Genomic DNA, 15,675 nt, shown 5'->3' on the forward strand with positions numbered 1-15,675 from the left:
CGTTTTACGCTCGGGAAGTGTGGGGTATGTCACTCAGCCCGCATTATTTCGATTCAGGCGTGATTTTGATTTGAAACGGTAATTGCATTCCGGTGTATTGGCTATTGACGATCATTTTCAATAAACCATGAGTGAAACAACTTTATAAAGCCTTTATTTAAATGGATGCTACTTGATTGGCAACGCAGGAATCGTCGGGCGGCAGGCGAAACTGTCAAATTACTTCATGTAACCAAATCAGCATGGCGCTGACAGCAGCGCTGCGTGATACCTTTTTACCTGATGCGACCGGACATAAAACCGCAAAGCCGGTTCATTTCAACGTAGTCCGAAGTTTTTGGTGGCCAAGGGGCAGGGATATAACGTACGAGGTGCGTCGTGACACACCAGGAAAACAATGTCATCGAGCTGCCGCATGCACTGGGTGCCAATCATTTCCTGTCAGCGCTGGATGGAATAATCCGCTCGGAATTGGCGCCGCATTTGCAGCTGGCGAATCTCAAGACCGGTCAGGTGCTGTGCGATGCCGGCCGGAATCTGGAGGCCGTCTATTTTCCGGTGACGGCGGGCATTTCGCTGCAGTACACCGCGGGCGGCAGGATGACGCTCGGCGTGACGGAAATCGGCCGCGAGGGCGTCGTGTGCGACGACGTCGTCGGCAGCGCGATGCAGCGGCGCGTGGTCGTCTATCGCGGCGGCTTCGCGTACCGGCTGTACGCGCGCCGTTTCGCCAGCGCGTGCGACGCATCGACCGCGATGCGGCGGCAGGTGTTCATGCGCATGCAGCTGATTCTGTCTCAGGCGTCGCAGGTGATGTTCTGCGGCCGCCATCACGTGATGCGGCAGCAGCTCGGCCGATGGCTGCTGGTCGCATACGAGCGCTCGCGCAGCATCGAGATCCCGGTCACGCACGGCATGCTCGGGCAGATGCTGGGCGTGCGGCGCGAGACCGTCACCGAAGCGACGCGGCAGCTTCAGGAACTGGGCGTGATCGATCAGCACCGCGGCGCGATCGTGCTGACCGACCTCGCGAATCTCGAGCGGCAGGGGTGCGATTGCCACCGGATCATCCGGGACGAGACGCGCCGCATTCTCGCGATCGATCCCGCGACCGACGGCGCCGCCGCATCGTCGCGGAGCATCAGGACGCCCTAGCTGCCCGTGCGGCACAACGGCTGTCGCGTTCGCGGCCGCGCCGGATTCCTGTCATGGCCGCCCGGCGTGCCGCGCGCAAGCCGAAGGCGGGAAGGGGGAGAGACATCCATGCCGGAACGCCGGCAGACGCCGGGCCGGCGGCGTCGAGAATAATCAGAAATTCAGTATGGACAACCAATCGAACCTCCAGCGTCAGCGCAGCTCGTTTCACGTTTGGCCGTGGAGTCCGGCGCTCGGCATCCTGCCGATCGTGGTCGTGATCGGCGCGCTGGCCGGTTTCGTCGCCGTCAGCCTGATCGTGATCATGTCGCTGCGCGTCTACGTCGGCGGCGAAAGCAGCTGGTCGAAGGCGCAGAAGGACGAGATCATCCTGCTGACCCGCTACGGGCAGACCGGCGATGAAACGCTGTTCGACGACTACCTGGCGGTCGACCGGACCCTCGCGTTCCTCGGCGTTGCGCGCCGTGCGATGACCGGCGTGCCGGCGGATCGTGGCGCCGCGCGCCGGGCGATGATCGAGGCCGGCATCAATCCCGTCGATGCGGCGGCGGTGGTGTGGTTCTATCCGGTCCTGAGCAGCTTCGCCGGCCTGAACGCCGCGCTGCAATACTGGGAGAGCGCGGACCGCCAGCTGGCCGGCCTGCGCACGGTGGCCGGCGCGCTGCGCGAGTCCGTGCATGCGGGCGACCTGCGCCGCACGAGTCGCCTGAACCGCGAGATCTGGAGTATCAATTCGCGCATCGAGCCGCTGCCGAAGCGTTTTTCCGACGAACTGAGCGCCGAATTCCGCTCGGCGGTGATCCAACTGTTCCTGTCGTACCTCGCCGCGTCGCTGCTGATCATCCTGCTGTCGATACGCTGGGCGAGCCGCGCGCAACGGCAGCAACTGTCGATGCAGACCGAACTCGACCGCAGCCAGGCGTTTGCCGAGGCCGCGCTGCGCTCGGTGGCCGACGCGATCGTCACGATCGGCCTCACGCGCAGCATCGAGACGGTCAACCCGGCGGCCGAGCAGTTGCTCGGCGCGTCGTCGGATCAGTGCGTCGGCAAGCCGATCAACGACGTGCTCGACCTGATCGATACGTCGACCGGCATGTCGATCAAGCTGCTCGCGTCGCTCAGCAACTGCGGCGACCACACGTTCACGCGCGATCTGGACCTGCTCCGCGTATGCGGCTCCGCGGTGTCCGTGCGCGCGTCGCTGTCGAAGATGGACAACGCGGCGGGCCGCTGCGTCGGCTACGTGCTGATCCTGCGCGACATGACGCGCGAATACCAGTTGATCGAGAGGCTGACATGGCAGGCGTCGCACGACGCGCTGACCGGACTGATCAACCGGACCGATTTCGAGCGGCGCCTGGGCGACGCGCTCGCGGAGCGTGCGGGCGGGATGCTGATGGTGCTCGATCTGGACGGCTTCAAGGAAGTCAACGACGTCTGCGGTCACGCGGCCGGCGACGCGCTGCTGCGCGATGCGGCGGCGGTGTTCCGGAGCTGTCTCGACGATGCCGACCTGGTCGGCCGGCTCGGCGGCGACGAATTCGGCATCCTGCTGCCGCCCGCGCGCACCGGTGCGCCGGACGGCGGCAAGGCCGAGCGCATCCGCGCGGGCCTGGAGGACTTCACGTTCCTGTGGCAAGGCGAGCCGTTCAAGATCAGCGTGAGCATCGGCGTGCTGGATCTCGCGTGCCGGCCCGATAACGTCGAGACGGCGATGCAGATGGCCGACATCGCGTGCTACGTCGCGAAGGACCGCGGCCGCAATCGCGTGCACGTCGCCGATTCGCGCGACATGAATTCGAGCCGCCAGGCATATCACATGCAATGGAGCCGCCGCGTGAAGACGGCGCTCGAAACGAATTCGTTCCAGTTGTATGCGCAACGAATCGTGCCGATCCAGGCGGGGCACGACGCGCGCGAGCGCGCGGAGATCCTGCTGCGCATCCCGGACGCCGACGGCAAGCTGATCTCGCCGGTGTTCCTGCCGGCCGCCGAGCGATACGGCCACATGACGATGATCGACCGCTGGGTCGTGCGCACCGTGATCCGGCGTCTCGCGCGGCTGGAGCAGCGCCGCTACGTCGAATACAACGTGAACCTGTCGGCGATGTCGATCACCGACGAGCGCTTCGTCGAGTTCGTGATTGCCGAGCTGTCGGCGTCGGGGCTCGATCCGTCGCTGCTCTGCTTCGAGATCACCGAGACCAGCGCGGTGCGCAACCTGGAGGTCGCGTCGCGCTTCATGTGCGAATTGCGCGATCTCGGCTGCCGGTTCGCGCTCGACGATTTCGGCGCGGGCATGTCGTCGTTCTCGTACCTGCGCCAGTTGCCGATCGACTATCTGAAGATCGACGGCAGCCTCGTGTCGGACATGACGTCCGACAGCATCAAGCGCGGCATCACGTACGCGATCAACGACATCGCGCACGTGATGAAGTACCGCACCGTCGCCGAGCACGTCGAGGACACGACGACGGCCGACACGCTTCGCGCGATGGGCGTCGACTATTGCCAGGGCTACTACTTCGGCCGCCCCGCGCCCTGGCAGGAAGGGGGCTTTCATTGAACCAGCGAGGAACGAACGCATGAGTGCTCCATTTGAACTGACCGGCGACCTGATGGACCTGGCCAGCTATCCGGGCTGGCTGCGCGACGTGGTTGGCGCGACCGACGAACTGAAGGCGCGCATCCTCGCGCATCCGGTGTTCGCGGCGATGAGCGCGGGGACCTTGCGCGCAGCGCAGTTGCGCGCGTTCTTCGTGACCGGCTGGGCGGTGGTCAGCCAGTTTCCCGAGTACATGGCGATGAACCTGGTGAAGACCGCCGCGTACCGGTCGCGCGGCGACGAGAAGGCGCGGCGCTATCTGATCCGCAATATCCGCGTCGAGCAGAATCACGTCGATCACTGGGCGAACTGGGCCGAGGCGTCCGGCGTGGCGATCGACACGATGCTGCGCGGCGACGCGCCGCCGGACGGATTCGCGCTGAGCCACTGGTGCTGGACGAGCGCGAGCGCGGGCGCGCTCGCGCCGAGCATCGCCGCGACCAATTACGCGATAGAAGGCGTGACGGGCGAGTGGAGTGCGCTGCTGTGCGCGTCGCGCTACGAAGCGCGGTTCGAGCCGGCCGTGCGGCATCGCGCGATGCGCTGGCTCAAGCTGCATGCCGACTACGACGACAGGCATCCGTGGGAGGCGCTCGACATCGTCGCGACGCTGCTCGGCCGGTCGCCGGCAGCCCGCGACGTGCGGGACGTCGAGACGTCGATCCGCAAGAGCCTGAGCTATTTCATGACGAGTCTCGATTGCTGCATGCGTGGGTAGGCGGCGGCTTCGTGCGATCGCGGGTTCGGGCCGGCTGCCCCGGGCGTTGTGCCGGATGGCGGCACGGCGTGACGTCGCGATGCGCTGTCGGGGCCGCCGTGCTGGATGATTTTTCATGGCCATGCAGGTTCTTGTCGTAGAGTCCGATCCGCGCGCGCGCGACATGATTCGCGCGTTTCTGCGCGACTGCCGGATCGACACGTCGGTGCTCGACGACGTGTCGATGCTGTTGCCGCACGTGCGCGCGGCGCCGCCGACCGTGATCGTGCTGCGGGTCGAGCGGCCCGCCACGGCGGTCCACATGGCGCTCGGCGCGCTGCGGCGCGCCGGTCACGACATGCCGGTGATCGTGATCAGCCGCGGCGCGCACGTGGTCGACAAGGTCGTCGCGCTCGAGATCGGCGCGGACGACTACGTGGTGGAGCCGTTCGAGCCGATGGAACTGGTCGCGCGGGTGCGCAGCGCGATGCGCCGTTATGCGCCGACGCGGTTGCCGCCGCCGCGCGAGCCGGGTTTCCCCGCGCCCTATGCGTTCGGCGACATCAGCGTGAATTTCACGACCCGGCGCGCGACCCGCGCGGGCGCCGACCTCGGGTTGCGCGCGAGCGAATTCGCGCTGCTCGAACTGTTCATCTCGCGGCCGATGCGCGTGCTGTCGCGCGCGGAAATCCTCGCGCTGCTGGGGCTCGATGCGGCGGGGCGTTCGGAGCGCGGGCTCGACGTGCTGATCTTCCGGCTGCGCAACCTGATCGAGCGGGCGGTCGGCGACTATCGCTACATCCGCACCGTGCGCGGCAAGGGCTACATGTTCGTTCCGCTCGATACGCCGGCGAACGTAGACGACGCGTCGCCGCCCGCGTGAGCGGCGCGTGACGCGAGCGCGCCGCACATCGGCTCTTGCGTAATGCGCGCCGGCACTGCCCGGCGTCGATCGTCCCGATCCACCGCCGGGTTATTCGCCATTGTCGTTTTAGAACGACCGTGCTAAATTTCTCGCCGGCATTTGCAGTCACCGACCCAACCATCCGGTTCCGGCAACCGGAGCGAACGGGCGCGCCGGCGCGCACCCGACAGGAGACAGACGTGATGAAGCCTGAATCGATCGAGCGCATGCGGATCGACCGGCGCGCGCAGCGCAACGACCCTGCGCGGTGCGCGCCGGCCATACGGAGGGCTTCACGATGAGCCTGCTGATGTCGCGACGCGATCTCGCGTTCCTGCTGTACGACTGGCTCGACGCCGGTGCGCTCGCCGCGCTGCCGCGCTATGCGGAGCACAGCCGCGAGACGTTCGACGCGGTGCTCGACACCAGCGAGCGGATCGCGGCCGAGCTGTTCGCGCCGCATGCGGCGCGCGGCGATCGCGAGGAGCCGCACTTCGACGGCGAGCGCGTGACGCTGATTCCCGAAGTCGCGCCGGCCGTGCGCGCGTTCGCGGACGCCGGCCTGATCGCGGCGGGCCAGGACGAAGCGCTCGGCGGGATGCAACTGCCGAAGCTCGTCGAAGCCGCATCGTTCCTGTTCTTCCAGGCCGCGAACATCGCGACCGCCGCGTACCCGTTCCTGACCGTCGCGAACGCGAACCTGCTGATCGCGCACGGCAGCCCCGCGCAGATCGACGCGTTCGCGCGTCCCGAGCTGGAAGGGCGCTTCTTCGGCACGATGTGCCTGTCCGAGCCGCAGGCCGGCTCGTCGCTGTCCGACATCGTCACGCGCGCGGACTTCGAATGCGCATCGCCGCTCGGCCCGCGCTACCGGCTCACCGGCAACAAGATGTGGATTTCCGGCGGCGAGCACGAGCTGACGGAGAACATCGTCCATCTCGTGCTCGCGAAGATTCCCGACGAACACGGCCGGCTGCTGCCCGGCACGCGCGGCATCTCGCTGTTCGTCGTGCCCAAGTACCTGCCGGCCGCCGACGGTGCCGCGCGCGGCGAACGCAACGACGTCGCGCTCGCCGGGCTGAACCACAAGATGGGCTATCGCGGCACGACCAACTGCCTGCTGAACTTCGGCGAAGGCACGCGTCACCGCCCGGAAGGGCGGGCCGGCGCGATCGGCTATCTGGTCGGCGAGCCGAATCACGGGCTCGCTTACATGTTCCACATGATGAACGAGGCGCGCATCGGCGTCGGCGCGGGCGCGGTGGCGCTCGGCTATACCGGCTACCTGCACGCGCTCGACTATGCGCGCAACCGGCCGCAGGGTCGCCCGCTCGGGCCGGCAGGCAAGGACGCGGCCGCGCCGCAGGCGCCGATCGTCGCGCATCCGGACGTGCGGCGCATGCTGCTCGCGCAGAAGGCGTACGTCGAGGGCGGGCTCGCGCTGATCCTGTACTGCGCGCGGCTCGTCGACGAAGCGCGCGCGCACGTCGACGCCGACGCGCGCGCCGAGGCCGCGCGGCTGCTCGACATCCTGACGCCGATCGCGAAAAGCTGGCCGTCGCAGTGGTGCGTCGCGGCCAACGATCTCGCTATCCAGGTGCACGGCGGCTACGGCTACACGCGCGACTATCCGGTCGAGCGGCTCTATCGCGACAATCGTCTGAACCCGATCCACGAAGGCACGCACGGCATCCAGGCGCTCGACCTGCTGGGCCGCAAGGTCGCGCAGGACGACGGCGCGCTGCTGCGCACGCTCGATGCGCGCATCGCCGCGACGCTCGAGCGCGCGCGCCCGGCCGGCGGCGACCTGTGCACCCACGCCGATGCGCTGGCGCGGCGCTGGGCGCGGCTCGTCGACGTCACGCGCGCGCTGGCCGCGCTCGGCGATCCACAGGTGCGGCTTGCGAACGCGAGCGTCTATCTGGAGGCGTTCGGCCATCTCGTCGTCGCGTGGCTGTGGCTCGACGTGACGCTGGCCGCGCACGGGCACGACGGCGATTTCCACGACGGCAAGCGTGCCGCCGCGCGTTACTTCTTTCGTTGGGAGCTGCCGAAGGTGGATGCGCAGCTCGATCTGCTGGCGAGCGTCGACACGACGACGCTCGACATGTGCGACGCTTGGTTTTGAGCATCGCGGTGCACGGATAAGGGTGTCGCGATGCCGGTGCGGCGCACCGGTATCGCGCACCGCTCGCGCGGGCGCGTCCCGCTGCCGTATCGATGCGCGCCGATGGCGCGCAAGGAGAGAAGAGCACATGAAAGCCTTGTTGTGTACCGCATTCGGTCCGATCGACCGCTTGCGCATCGAGGAGATCGCGGCACCCGAACCGGCCGCGGGCCAGGTGCGGATTCGCGTGAAGGCGGCGTCGCTGAACTTCCCCGATGCGCTGATCGTGCAGGGGCTGTATCAGGTGAAGCCGGCGCTGCCGTTCTCGCCCGGCGCGGAGTTCGCCGGCGTGATCGACGCGGTGGGCGACGGCGTGAGCGCGTGGCGGCCCGGCGACCAGGTGGTCGCGTTCACCGGGCACGGCGGGTTCGCCGAGCAATGCGTGGCCGACGTGCATCAGATCGCCGCGTTGCCGCCGGGCATGACGTTCGAGCAGGGCGCGGCGCTCGTGCTCGCGTACGGCACGTCGCTGCACGCATTGCAGCAGCGTGCGCGTCTGCAGGCGGGCGAGACGCTGCTGGTGCTGGGCGCGGCCGGCGGCGTCGGGCTCGCGGCGATCGAGATCGCGAAGGCGCTCGGCGCGCGCGTGATCGCCGCGGCATCGAGCGCGGACAAGCTTGCGCTGTGCCGCGAAGCGGGCGCCGACGAGACGATCGACTATGCGACCGAGGACCTGCGCCGCCGCGTGGACGAATTGACCGGCGGCCGCGGCGCGGACGTCGTCTACGATCCGGTGGGCGGTGCGTACACCGAAGCGGCGCTGCGCGCGACCGCATGGCGCGGCCGGTTCCTGGTGGTCGGTTTCGCGGCCGGCGAGATTCCGAAGATCGCGCTGAATCTCGCGCTGCTCAAGGAGCGCGACATTCTCGGCGTGTTCTGGGGCGACGCGGTGCGCCGCGATCCGAAACAGCACGTCGCGAACATGCGGCTGCTCGCCGAATGGTTCGCGGCCGGCAAGGTGCGACCGGCGATCACCGAGCGCGTGCCGCTCGGCGGTGCGGCCGATGCGATCGCGCGGATGGCGAACCGGCAGGTGAAGGGCAAGGTGGTGATCGTACTGGACGCGTGAGCGGCGTTGCGCGCGCGGCGCGCCGATCGAAGCCGGCCGGCCGGCGTTCGGTGCGCGGGCGCGTTACTCGATCTGCCGCAGCAGCGCCGCCACGCGGAGCCCGAGCGCGCGATGCTGATCGGCCGCGAAGTGAACGCCATCGACCGGGCTGACCTCGATGACCGTGCCGGCATCGAGGAAATGCGCGCCGGCGGTCGCGGCGACCTGTTCATACAGCGGCGCAAGCTGCCGCGATTTCGCGGCGCCGCCCGCGAAAATATCGCCGAGGAAGCCGACTTCGACGATCGGCGCAGGCGCCATCAGTACGCGCTGCGGCGCCGCGCCGTGCGGGCCGGCACCGCACGCGGCGATTTCGGCAAGCAGCACGCCGACCGACGTCGCGATGTCGGCGGGCGTGACCGAGAAGCGTGACTTCAGATCGTTCGTCCCGAGCATCAGCACGACGACGTCGACGGGCAGGTGGCTTTCGATGCACGCGCGCAGATACGACAAGCCGTTCTTGTGCCGGCCTTCGATCGGATCGTCATGCACGGTCGTGCGTGCGGGCAAGCCTTCTTCAATGACCCGCCAGCCGGAGCCGAGCGCGTGCGCGAGCACGCCGGTCCAGCGCTCGTCATGGGCGAACCGCTCCAGACCGCCCGCACGCGTCATCGGGCGCGTGCCGTGCGTGTTCGAATCGCCGTAGCAGAGCACGGTTTTCTGCGTCATCGTCATCTCCTCCGTCAGTCGCTCAGTCTTTCGGCAAGCGCAGCACGTCGAGCGCGTGCTGTGAAAACTCGACCCAGAACCGCTCGTTCGCGATGCCGGCCTGCAGCACCAGATGCTGCAGGCGCTTCGCGCGCGAATCCGCTTCTTCCGGAAAATCGCGCGCCTCGATCCGCAGGTACAGGTCGAGTTTCTCCTGGTGCAGCGCGATGCGCCGCCTGATTTCGTTCTCGAGGCCGGCCGGCCCGAGCACCGCCTCCGCACGCAGGCGCACCATCAGCGCTTCGCGCAGCGGCGTCGGATCGTCCTGTTCGGCGATCCAGCGCCGCAACTCCTTCTTGCCGGCCGGCAGGATCCGGTATGCGCGCTTGCGGCCGCGCCCCGATTCGGCCGGCAGCGATTCGATCCAGCCCGTTTCCTCGAGACGCCCCAGCTCGCGATAGATCTGCTGGTGCGTCGCCTGCCAGAAATAGCCGATCGACCGATCGAAGCGATCGGCGAGTTCGGAGCCTGAACCGGGGCGTTCGGCGAGGGCGGTGAGAAGGGCATGGGGCAGGGACATGTCGGATCGGAGGAGGGCCGCTGAATGAACCGCATCTTGCCATATCGGGGCCGGGGTGCAAGGCGACGGTCACGTTTATGCAACAGGTTGCATAAACGGAAGTGGCGGACTATCATTCGTGCAACTTGTTGCATAAAAATGGAGCCCCCGATGACATCGCGCTATCCGCATCTGACGACCCCGCTCGAGCTCGGCTTCACGTCGCTCAGGAACCGTGTGCTGATGGGGTCGATGCACGTGGGCCTCGAGGAAGCGCCCAACGGTTTCGAGCGGATGGCGGCGTTCTACGCGGAGCGTGCGCGGGGCGAGGCCGGCCTGATCGTCACCGGTGGTTTCGCGCCGAACGAACGCGGCCGCCCGGCGGCGGGCGGCGCGATGCTGACGACAGAAGCAGAAGCCGAACGCCATCGAGTCGTGACGCGCGCAGTGCACGCGCAGGGCGGCAAGATCGCGCTGCAGATCCTGCATTTCGGGCGTTATGCGTATCACCCGGCGCTCGCCGCGCCGAGCGCGCTGAAGGCGCCGATCAACCCGTTCACGCCGCACGCATTGAGCCGCGATGAAGTCGACGAGACGATCGCCGATTTCGTGCGATGCGCGGCGCTCGCGCAGCACGCGGGCTACGACGGCGTCGAGATCATGGGATCGGAGGGCTACCTGATCAACGAATTCATCGCCGCGCGCACGAACCATCGCGACGACGAATGGGGCGGTGCGTACGAGAACCGCATCCGCTTCGCGGTCGACATCGTGCGGCGCGTGCGCGAGCGGGTCGGTGCGAACTTCATCGTGATCTACCGGCTGTCGATGCTCGATCTCGTCGAAGGCGGCTCGACGCTCGACGAGGTGATCCGGCTCGCGCAGGCGATCGAAGCGGCCGGTGCGACGATCATCAATACCGGCATCGGCTGGCACGAGGCGCGCATCCCGACCATCGCGACCAAGGTGCCGCGTGCCGCGTACGCATGGGTCACGCGGCAGTTGATGGGCAAGGTCGGCATTCCGCTCGTCGCGACCAACCGGATCAATACGCCGGAAGTCGCCGAGCAACTGCTCGCCGACGGCTATTGCGACATGGTGTCGATGGCGCGGCCGTTTCTCGCCGACGCCGAGTTCGTGCGCAAGGCGCGGGAAGGGCGCGCGGACGAGATCAACACGTGCATCGGCTGCAACCAGGCGTGCCTCGACCACACGTTCAGCGGCAGGATCACGTCGTGTCTCGTGAATCCGCGCGCATGCCATGAAACCGAGCTCGTGATTCGCCCCGCGCAGCAGCGCAAGCGGATCGCCGTGGTCGGCGCCGGGCCGGCGGGCCTCGGCTGCGCGGTCACCGCGGCCGAGCGCGGTCACGCGGTGACGTTGTACGAAGCCGGCGCCGAGATCGGCGGCCAGTTCAACCTCGCGAAGAAGGTGCCCGGCAAGGAAGAATTCAACGAGACGCTGCGCTATTTCCGCCGGCAGATCGAGCTGCGCGGCATCGCGCTGCACGTCAATACGCGTGCGACCGCCGAGATGCTGCTGGAAGGCGGATTCGACGAAGTGGTGATCGCGACCGGCATCGTGCCGCGCACGCCGCCGATCGACGGCGTCGGTCATCCGAAGACACTCGGCTATCTCGACGTGCTGCGCGACGACAAGGCCGTCGGCAACCGTGTCGCGATCGTCGGCGCGGGCGGCATCGGCTTCGACGTCGCCGAGTATCTCGCTCATCGCGAACGCGGCGAACAGGGCGACGCGGGCCGGTTCTTCGCCGAGTGGGGTGTCGACCCGTCGTACGCGAACGCCGGCGGCTTGCGCGATGCGCGGCCCGAGCCGGCGGCGCGCGAGATTCATCTGTTGCAGCGCAAGGCGTCGAAGGTCGGCGACGGGCTCGGCAAGACCACCGGCTGGATTCACCGCACGGCGCTGAAGGCGCGCGGCGTCGGGATGTCGTCGGCGGTGACCTACGCGCGCATCGACGACGACGGTTTCCACGTGACGATCGACGGCGTCGGGCAGACGCTGCCGGTGGACAACGTCGTGATCTGCGCGGGACAGGAGCCGTTGCGTGTACTCGCGGACCAACTGGAGGCCGCCGGACGCACGGTTCATGTGATCGGCGGCGCGTACGAAGCCGTTGAGCTCGATGCGAAGCGTGCGATTCACCAGGGCACGACGCTGGCTGCGACCCTGTGAGACCGATCCGATTCTTTCCCGCCCGACGTGACAGGAGTTTTCGATGACGAACCCGCCCATGCAACTTTCACCGGCTGTCGCGCAATCGCTCGACACGTGGCACGCGATGGTCGAACGCAAGGATTTCAGCGCGCTGGACTCGATCGTCCATCCGGACGCGGTGTTCCGTTCGCCGATGGCGTTCAAGCCGTACGGGCCGGCGCCCGCGCTGCTGATGGCGCTGCGCACGGTGATCACGATCCTCGACGATTTCGTCTATGACCGCCAGTTCGCGACCGACGACGGCAGGAGCGTGGTGCTGGAATTCAGCGCGGTCGTCGGCGACAAGGCGCTGAAGGGGATCGACATGATCCGATTCGACGACGAAGGGCGGATCGTCGAATTCGAGGTCATGATCCGGCCGTTCAATGCGCTGCAGGCGCTCGGCGCGGAAATGGGCGCGCGGCTCGGGCAGCAGTTGCCGGCGTTCAAGGCCGGCGGCTGAGCGCAGGGCCGCTCGGCGCGGCCAGAACAACCTGACAAAATCCTGACGAGCCAGGTTGATATTTTGTATCATCTGACGTTTTGCGTCGCCGGCTGCCCGGGTGTCCGGGTTCGACTGCGAGCGACGACGCCTGACGAAGATCGATACGACGTGACGAATACCAGACTCAAACCGGCGCGCGGGGAGCGGCATGCTGCCGCGTCGCGCCGGGCCGCCCGCGCGTGGCGCGCGCGCGGCTGCTCGACCCTGCTGGGGTGCGCGATGGCGACCTCCGGCGCATTGGCCGCCGAGGCGAGCGCGCCGGCACCGGACGAGCGGCATGCGCTGCCGGCGATCAACGTCAGCGCGCGAAGCGCGCCTGCCGACCCGCTGACGCAACCGCTCGAAACGGGGTCGCGGCTCGGGCTCGCGAGCCTCGACACACCCGCGAGCGTCGAGACGGTCACGGCCGACACGATCGACGCGCGCGGCGATCGCACGGTGCTCGACGCGGTCACGCGCACGGCCGGCTTCGCGAGCGCGACGGCGCCCGGCAACGGCGGCACCGCATTGAGCGTGCGCGGCTTCAGTGGGCAGGAATCGGTGATGACGCTGCTCGATGGTGTGCGGCTGATGCCGGCCGCCGGCACGATCACGTTCCCGTTCGATACGTGGTCGGTCGAGCGCATCGACGTGCTGCGCGGCCCGGCGTCGGTGCTGTACGGCGAGGGGGCGATCGGCGGTGTGGTGAACGTCGTGCCGAAGCGCCCGCAGCGCACGCGCGAGACGACGCTGCAGATCGGCGTCGGCCCCGACGGCGCGAAGCGCGCCGCGTTCGATACGACGGGCGCGCTCGGCCCGCAACTGTCGTATCGCTTCCACGCGAGCGATGCACGGGCGAACGGTCTCGCGGAGCGGGCCGACACGCATACGACGGCCGTAGGCGGCGCGCTGACATTCGACGTGAGCCCGACGTTTGCGCTGACGCTCGACTTCGACTACGGCCGCCAGATGCCGGCGACCTACTATGGCGTGCCGGCGTCGAACGGCGTGCTCGATCCGTCGCTGCGCAAGCTCAACTACAACGTCGCCGATGCGACGATTGCCTACTACGACCAGTGGACGCGCCTGTCGGCCCGCTACCGGCCCACGGCCGGCGTGACGATCGACAATCAGCTCTACTATCTGACGTCGAACCGCCACTGGCGCAATGCCGAATCGTACGGGCTCGATGCCGCGACGGGCCTCGTCACGCGCGGCGACTATCTCGACATCGGCCACCATCAGCGGCAGATCGGCGACCGGCTGAGCGCACGCTTCGACGGTACGCTGTTCGGCCGCGCGAACCGCTTCGTCGTCGGCACGGAATTCAGCCAGATCACGTTCAGCGGCACCAACAATTCGCCGTATGGCGGCGAATCGACGGTGCCCGTGCACGGCTTCGCTCCCGGCGTGTTCACGAGCCCGGACCCGACCGTTCCGCAGTTCAGTACGCGGGCGCGGCAGGCCGCGGTGTTCGCCGAGAACCGGCTCGAAGTGCTGCCGCGGCTCGCATGGGTGAGCGGGCTGCGCTACGACCACATCGCGTTCAGCCGCGAGCAGGCGGCAAGCGGCGCGGGCTTCGACAAGCGTTTCGCGAACGTCGGCTGGCGCACCGGCTTCGTGTACGAAGTCGCGCCGACGCTCAGCGCGTATGCGCAGTACACGACGGGCGCGGAAGGGCTCGGCTCGCTCGTGACGCTGTCCGCGTCGCAGGCGAACTATCGGCTCGCGACCGGCGAGCAGTGGGAGGCCGGGCTCAAGCAGAGGCTGCTCGACGGCCGCGCATACTGGACGTTCGCCGTGTACGACATCACGAAGCGCAACCTGCTCAGCGCCGATCCGTTCAATCCGGCGCTACGCCAGCAGGTCGGGCGGCAATCGTCGCGCGGGATCGAGCTGACCGGCGGCGCACGGTTGCCGCACGGCTGGACGATCGATGCGAACGTCGCGCTGCTGCGTGCGCGCTACGACGCGTTCAACCAGACGACCGGCGGCACGACGGTGTCGCGGGCCGGCAACGTGCCGTCGAACGTGCCGCAGCAGAGCGCGAACCTGTGGCTCGGCTGGGCATTCGCCGAGCGTTGGCACGCGAACGCGGGCGTGCGCTACGTCGGGGCGACCTACGGCGACGATGCGAACCGCGTGCAGGTGCCGTCGTATACGGTGTTCGATGCGTCGCTGCGCTGGCGGCCGACGTCGCGCACCGAGCTTGCGCTGTATCTGCGCAACCTCGCGAACCGCACGTACGCGGTGACGACGTCGAACGGCGGCGAGCAATGGCTGCTCGGTCCGTCGCGCTCGGCGGAGCTCGTCGCGACGATGCGCTTCTGATGCGGCGCGACGTGCATTCCGTCACCCACATGCTCGACATCGAGCGCGTGAGCTGGTCGCCCGGCGGCGCGGTCGTCGTGCTCGATTCGGTGACGCTGACGGTGGCCGAAGGCGAGTTCGTCGGGCTGGTCGGCCCGAACGGCAGCGGCAAGACGAGCCTGCTGCGCTGCGTGTTCCGTTACGCGCGGCCCGCCGCGGGTCGCGTTGCACTCGACGCGCAGGACGTGTGGCGCATGCGGCCGCGCGCGGTCGCACAGCGCATCGCGGTGCTGCAGCAGGAGACGCCGGACGATTTCGGGCTGACGGTCGATGAACTGGTCGGCATGGGCCGCACGCCGCACAAGGGGCCGTTCGATGCGGAGTCGGCCGAAGATCGCCGGATCGTCGAATCGGCCCTGCACGACGTCAGCCTCGTCGAGCGCCGCGCGCAACGTTTCGCGTCGCTGTCGGGCGGCGAGAAGCAGCGCGCGCTGCTGGCCCGCGCACTTGCTCAGCAGCCCGAACTGCTGCTGCTCGACGAACCGACCAACCATCTCGACCTGCGTCACCAGCTCGAACTGCTCGCGCGCGTGCGCCGCCTCGGCATCGCGACGCTCGCGACGATTCACGACCTCAACCTCGCGGCCGCGTATTGCGACCGGCTCCATGTGCTTGCGCACGGGCGGGTCGTCGCGTCGGGCGCGCCGGCCGACGTGCTGACCGAAACGCTGCTGCGCGACGTGTTCGGCGTCGCCGCGCTCGTCGATCGTCATCCCGTCACGGGCCGCCCGCGCATCACGCCGCTTCATCCGGAATGAACG

12 protein-coding genes are annotated in these 15,675 nt (G+C 68.1%); 10 read left to right on the forward strand and 2 right to left on the reverse strand.

The window, feature by feature from the left end; genetic code table 11:
- Positions 1 to 378: 378 nt before the first annotated feature.
- The 6 genes from WJ16_RS06450 (at position 379) to WJ16_RS06475 (ending at position 8,597) form a co-directional block, all read left to right on the forward strand.
- On the forward strand, positions 379 to 1,155 hold the full coding sequence (locus WJ16_RS06450; protein ID WP_069256345.1) for a Crp/Fnr family transcriptional regulator: 777 nt from the start codon (positions 379 to 381) through the stop codon (positions 1,153 to 1,155).
- Between the two features lie 166 nt (positions 1,156 to 1,321).
- Positions 1,322 to 3,721 carry a putative bifunctional diguanylate cyclase/phosphodiesterase gene (locus WJ16_RS06455; RefSeq protein WP_069256346.1) on the forward strand — a complete coding sequence of 800 codons (2,400 nt, stop codon included), beginning with the start codon at positions 1,322 to 1,324 and terminating at the stop codon, positions 3,719 to 3,721.
- A gap of 19 nt (positions 3,722 to 3,740) precedes the next feature.
- The gene (locus WJ16_RS06460) at positions 3,741 to 4,478 is read left to right on the forward strand and encodes a TenA family transcriptional regulator (protein WP_069256347.1); all 738 of its coding nucleotides are present in this window, start codon (positions 3,741 to 3,743) and stop codon (positions 4,476 to 4,478) included.
- 115 nt (positions 4,479 to 4,593) lie between these two features.
- Positions 4,594 to 5,340, forward strand: a complete 747-nt coding sequence (locus WJ16_RS06465; protein ID WP_069256348.1) for a response regulator transcription factor — start codon at positions 4,594 to 4,596, stop codon at positions 5,338 to 5,340.
- Between the two features lie 319 nt (positions 5,341 to 5,659).
- Positions 5,660 to 7,489: an acyl-CoA dehydrogenase gene (locus tag WJ16_RS06470; RefSeq protein WP_069257975.1), complete on the forward strand. Its 1,830-nt coding sequence runs from the start codon at positions 5,660 to 5,662 to the stop codon at positions 7,487 to 7,489.
- A 127-nt stretch (positions 7,490 to 7,616) separates the two neighbouring features.
- Positions 7,617 to 8,597, forward strand: a complete 981-nt coding sequence (locus WJ16_RS06475) for an NADPH:quinone oxidoreductase family protein (RefSeq protein ID WP_069256349.1) — start codon at positions 7,617 to 7,619, stop codon at positions 8,595 to 8,597.
- Positions 8,598 to 8,660: 63 nt separating this feature from the next.
- Here WJ16_RS06475 and WJ16_RS06480 read toward each other — a convergent pair whose 3' ends face one another.
- Positions 8,661 to 9,305 (reverse strand): SGNH/GDSL hydrolase family protein, encoded by a 645-nt coding sequence (locus WJ16_RS06480; protein ID WP_069257976.1) that lies wholly within the window; start codon positions 9,303 to 9,305, stop codon positions 8,661 to 8,663.
- 22 nt (positions 9,306 to 9,327) lie between these two features.
- Positions 9,328 to 9,864 (reverse strand): PadR family transcriptional regulator, encoded by a 537-nt coding sequence (locus WJ16_RS06485; protein WP_069256350.1) that lies wholly within the window; start codon positions 9,862 to 9,864, stop codon positions 9,328 to 9,330.
- 150 nt (positions 9,865 to 10,014) lie between these two features.
- On the opposite strand from WJ16_RS06485, the gene WJ16_RS06490 reads away from it, so the two are divergent.
- The 4 genes from WJ16_RS06490 to WJ16_RS06505 all read left to right on the forward strand — a co-directional run bounded on the left by WJ16_RS06490 (position 10,015) and on the right by WJ16_RS06505 (position 15,672).
- Complete coding sequence (locus WJ16_RS06490; RefSeq protein WP_069256351.1) at positions 10,015 to 12,039, forward strand: oxidoreductase; 2,025 nt, start codon at positions 10,015 to 10,017, stop codon at positions 12,037 to 12,039.
- A gap of 43 nt (positions 12,040 to 12,082) precedes the next feature.
- Entirely contained in the window at positions 12,083 to 12,523 is a 441-nt protein-coding gene (locus WJ16_RS06495; RefSeq protein WP_069256352.1) for a nuclear transport factor 2 family protein, read from the forward strand.
- 261 nt (positions 12,524 to 12,784) lie between these two features.
- The gene (locus WJ16_RS06500; protein ID WP_069256353.1) at positions 12,785 to 14,875 is read left to right on the forward strand and encodes a TonB-dependent receptor; all 2,091 of its coding nucleotides are present in this window, start codon (positions 12,785 to 12,787) and stop codon (positions 14,873 to 14,875) included.
- Positions 14,875 to 15,672 carry an ABC transporter ATP-binding protein gene (locus WJ16_RS06505; protein WP_069256354.1) on the forward strand — a complete coding sequence of 266 codons (798 nt, stop codon included), beginning with the start codon at positions 14,875 to 14,877 and terminating at the stop codon, positions 15,670 to 15,672. The genes WJ16_RS06500 and WJ16_RS06505 overlap by 1 nt, the downstream gene beginning before the upstream one ends.
- Positions 15,673 to 15,675 lie beyond the last annotated feature (3 nt).

The sequence above is a fragment of the Burkholderia metallica genome (genome assembly GCF_001718555.1).
Taxonomy (GTDB): Bacteria; Pseudomonadota; Gammaproteobacteria; order Burkholderiales; family Burkholderiaceae; genus Burkholderia; species Burkholderia metallica.